This window comes from Thiolapillus sp., from assembly GCF_048562965.1.
Lineage (GTDB): Bacteria > Pseudomonadota > Gammaproteobacteria > Chromatiales > Chromatiaceae > Thiolapillus > Thiolapillus brandeum_A.
Genome location: NZ_JBHNMF010000328.1, coordinates 1 through 3,735, shown reverse-complemented (window position 1 = coordinate 3,735; position 3,735 = coordinate 1). Strand labels below are relative to the sequence as shown.

4 protein-coding genes and 1 pseudogene are annotated in these 3,735 nt (G+C 57.5%); 3 read left to right on the top strand and 2 right to left on the bottom strand.

What is annotated here, in order from left to right; genetic code table 11:
- Both ACOCD2_RS14220 and ACOCD2_RS14215 read right to left on the bottom strand, forming a co-directional pair.
- A pseudogene (locus tag ACOCD2_RS14220) lies at positions 1-346 on the bottom strand (hypothetical protein); the annotation flags it as partial.
- Between the two features lie 68 nt (positions 347-414).
- Entirely contained in the window at positions 415-2,820 is a 2,406-nt protein-coding gene (locus ACOCD2_RS14215; RefSeq protein WP_293648814.1) for a HEAT repeat domain-containing protein, read from the bottom strand.
- A gap of 221 nt (positions 2,821-3,041) precedes the next feature.
- On the opposite strand from ACOCD2_RS14215, the gene ACOCD2_RS14210 reads away from it, so the two are divergent.
- From ACOCD2_RS14210 to ACOCD2_RS14200, 3 genes are read left to right on the top strand one after another with little or no spacing between them, the layout of a single operon-like run.
- Positions 3,042-3,263: a hypothetical protein gene (locus tag ACOCD2_RS14210; protein WP_293648812.1), complete on the top strand. Its 222-nt coding sequence runs from the start codon at positions 3,042-3,044 to the stop codon at positions 3,261-3,263.
- A gap of 35 nt (positions 3,264-3,298) precedes the next feature.
- Positions 3,299-3,451: a hypothetical protein gene (locus ACOCD2_RS14205; protein ID WP_293648810.1), complete on the top strand. Its 153-nt coding sequence runs from the start codon at positions 3,299-3,301 to the stop codon at positions 3,449-3,451.
- 13 nt (positions 3,452-3,464) lie between these two features.
- The gene (locus ACOCD2_RS14200; RefSeq protein ID WP_293648808.1) at positions 3,465-3,617 is read left to right on the top strand and encodes a hypothetical protein; all 153 of its coding nucleotides are present in this window, start codon (positions 3,465-3,467) and stop codon (positions 3,615-3,617) included.
- Positions 3,618-3,735 lie beyond the last annotated feature (118 nt).

The following is a 3,735-nucleotide window of genomic DNA, read 5'->3' as shown; positions in this document are numbered from 1 at the left end:
CGTCGCCCACGTCGCCCACGTCGCCCACGTCGCCCACGTCGCCCACGTCGCCCACGTCGGCGGGAAAGGGTTTGCCTTCCTTGACCTTTTCCAGGTACACGATGGTGTCCAGCAGATGGCCGTCTTTGACGCGCACGAAATCGATCTTGCGCTCACCCGTGCCGCAGACGTCATTGTCCTTGGAGATGGTATAGGTCTTTGGCGGCAGGTCCTTGCCCTTGAAATTGATCGTGCCGCTGATGGTGCCGCCATTGGACACGCTGGTTTCCTTGTAGGTGCCCGCCTGAGTTGCCAAAGGCAGGGCGCAAAGGCCGGCGATACTGAGGGTGATGAGTGTCTTTTTCATAGAGTTGTCTCCTTGATTGTTGGGGAATCTCGAGCAAGTCATCCATTTATGGCTTGTTCAGAAGCTCCTTAGGCTGCCTGTTCGGGGTTGTCCCGTTCAGTCAGCAGTTCTTCTATCATTTCGATAAATACGCTGCGCTTGACGCTGTCATCAGCCTGTTTGAGGTTTGCCAGCAGAATACTGTTGGCAAGATCGGTATCGAACCGGCGCAGGGCGCGACCGATCAGCCTTGCTTCTTCGCCGGTACCCAGGGTAACGCCATCAATGATCTTTTCGACCGCCTTACGGGTAAATGATTCTTCCTGCAGCGGCTGCAGAATTTCTGCCAGCCCCCTGGCAGCAGCGACACGCACGGCCATCTCTTTGTCTTCCAGGCGTTCCATGAGTTTGCGGGCAATGCTCAGAGGAGGAACATCGCGCACCACCATATGATCTGCTTTCGCCGGGTCCTGGCTGTTCAGGGATAAATGAACCAGGGCTTCGATAGCCGCCACGCGGAGGGTGAACTCCGGCGCGGTGAGCGCTTCGGTCAGTGGTATCAGGGCCGTGCGGTTGCCGATATGGCTGAGTGCTCTGGCGCTTGTGATCTTCTGATCCAGATCACCAATGGCCAACTGGGTGATCAACGTACCCACGGCATCTGACAGTGCTTCCATTTGCGGATTGCGCTGAGCCAGCAGGCCGATGGAGGCGGCAGCTTCGCGGCGCACGATGGCAGCATCGTCATTGAGCGCCTGAATGAGGGTTTGCAGCACTTCCGCCCGGTCGGTCTCCGCCAGAATATGGGCGGCGAGACGGCGGATGTCCTCTTGGGCGTCGATTTTACGGTTGGAACGCATGCGCTGCATGAGTTCCTTGTTGTCCTCGACAATCTCCAGATATTCCTGGGTGATTTCGTCCTGGATCTCCTTTTCCGGGTGGCCGGTTTTCATCATGGTTTCCACGTTTGCCATGGCGATGGCATCCAGGGTGGACATGGCAGGGGCAACATCGCCTTCAGCGACGATTTCCGCAGGGGTTTCCGGCAATTCGAGTTCGGGAGCGGCGTTTTCTACCGCCTCTTCGTTTTCTGCTGCTCTTGATTCCTGGTCCGCTTCCGGGTTATCTACCTGTGTGTCCAGCGTTACTTCGACCGGTGGGGTGGCAGGCTGGGGAATGGTGATTTCACCCTGCAATGCGCCCAGTATGATGTCCAGGGGATGCGGCAGAGGCGTGGTTCCGTCCTCCTGCTCCTGCTCTTCCGGGGTGACCTGACCGGTTTTTTCCAGTTCCATGAGTGCGGCCAGTGCAGCGAGTCTCACCACCTGCTGCTGGTCGGTGATGGCCTGTTCCAGGGTGTCGAGTACGCGGGAATCGATCCGGCCCAGTTTCCCGATGGCTGTGGCCGCTTCCCGGCGCACCATGGGGTGCGCACTGCTGTCCGCAGCAATCTGCAACAGCTTGTCCAGGGCGCCGGGGTTCCCGTTGGCGCCCAGAAGTGCGCAGGCGGCAGAGGCTGCTTCTGCATGGCTGTCGGAGGTGCAGGCGAGCATGGCCTGGAAATTCTGTTCGGAAAGGGCGCTACTCCCAACGACAGGCAACAGCACATTGTAGAGAATGGCGCGCACCCCGGGATCCGGATCGGTAAGCATGGTCTGGAAAACGTCTTCCATTTCGGGGGTTCTGCCGCTGTTCCGGGCCAGTTCCGTGATGGCTTTGATTGCGGCATGGCGCACTTCACCATCCGGATCGCGCAGCAGCAGGGTCAGTGCACTGAGGTAGGAGGTGGCATTCTGTCTGGCCAGGGACAAAGCAGCCTCGGCGCGCACGTCCGGTGCAGGATCCGTCAATGCTCTGCCCAGAGCCCTGGTGGCGTTGCCGGATGAGGACAGCGCCAGTGCATGAGCGGCGCGGCGGCGATGAATGGGCAGACTGTCCTGATTCTGCAGACGCCCAATGACGAGGGATTCGCCAGTATCGGAGATGCGGATGAGCGTGTTCAGCAAAGTGGGTTCCATATCCTGCTGGGTTTCATCATCGATCAGGGCTGCCAGGCTATCGACAGCCTTTTCGGCGCGCAGACTGCCCAGGGCAGTGACTGCGGCTTTTTGTACGTCCCACCAGGTGTCCCAGTCGTCGTCCCATTCCATATCCTCGGGACGCTCCAGACAGATTTTCAGCAGGGGGTCGACAGCTTCTGCAGCGCCGATTCGGCCCAGGGCGGTGGCAATCATGGTACAGACTTCACCGCTGGGGTCGTTTTCCAGGGATTCGATCAGCGCGGGAATCGCTTCGGATGAGCCAATGTTCCCTAACGCTTCAGCGGCATCGATAGCCACATCCAGGTCTTCGTCCTTTAGGCGTTCAATCAGGGTTTCGACTGAAGCCGTGTCTTTGAGCAACCCCAGGGTGCGGGCGGCGTAACAGCGGTCGGCTTCATCACCGCTCTGCAGGAGCTGGCACAAGGTGTCCACAGTTTCTTTGTAGGTTGTCATGTTCCGGGGGGGCTGCCTTTCCTGTGAGATGTTTGAACTGTTGATTATGCAGTTTTCATGCCATCAACAGGATTGAAAAACCGCTGCTGTATGAGGGCCAGGGCGGGGAGGGTAACAGCGTCATTGAACACATTGTTCAATATTGGGCCCAATACGGTTTTGGATGAGATGAATTGTGCAATGTCTGCCGGGCTGCAGTCAGTACTGGGGGGAGAAGGATCATGGTGCTGCCGTTGAAGGATTTGGTTCAGTCCGTTTCCGTGAGTGAATGCTTTGTTCAAGAAAGAAATAAAAACAGGAGGGAAATCACCCGGAAAGCGGGATGGCTCCGTCTTCTCTGCCGTATTTTTCAAGGGGTTATTCAAATTCATGCGCTATTGGCGTGGTTATTGCTAAATACACCGGGAGGCGCAGCGTGGTCGCCTATTCAACAAGTCACCTGAATCTGTGGATCCAGGGCACCGTCAGGAGAACAGGCATGGCCGAACACCCGGATAAAGTGGAATCCCCATCGACGAAAGCAGATGCCGGCTGGGGGAAAAAACTGTTCATTGGCACCCTGATCGCGTTGCTTGGGTTTTTCTACTGGCTGCTGATTTATTCCGGTGGCGTCACGGTTCATCATGGTTGAGGCGGGAGCAGGTATGGAAGAGCAGAATACACTGGGGGTGGGTGGTCGTCTGGTTGCCGTTGCAATTGCCATCATCATCATGCTGGCGGTGTTCTATGGTCTGGATCACATGATTATGGGCATGCAGGGGCTGCCGCTGAATCCTGATTTGTCCCCGGCAGGTTGAAAACGATGAAGCACACCAGATTCTCCTACCTCTGCGGGGTGATGCGTCCTGCCCTCATGCTCATGACTGTCCTGTTGTTTTCCGGCATGGCCACCCTGGTGCTCGCAGAAACCGGCGC

What these genes read in the sequence shown, in the direction of transcription:
- ACOCD2_RS14205 (WP_293648810.1), top strand. Translation starts at nt 3,299, where the DNA reads ATGGCCGAACACCCGGATAAAGTGGAATCCCCATCGACGAAAGCAGAT.
- ACOCD2_RS14215 (WP_293648814.1), bottom strand. Translation starts at nt 2,820, where the DNA reads ATGACAACCTACAAAGAAACTGTGGACACCTTGTGCCAGCTCCTGCAG.
- ACOCD2_RS14210 (WP_293648812.1), top strand. Translation starts at nt 3,042, where the DNA reads ATGGTGCTGCCGTTGAAGGATTTGGTTCAGTCCGTTTCCGTGAGTGAA.
- ACOCD2_RS14200 (WP_293648808.1), top strand. Translation starts at nt 3,465, where the DNA reads ATGGAAGAGCAGAATACACTGGGGGTGGGTGGTCGTCTGGTTGCCGTT.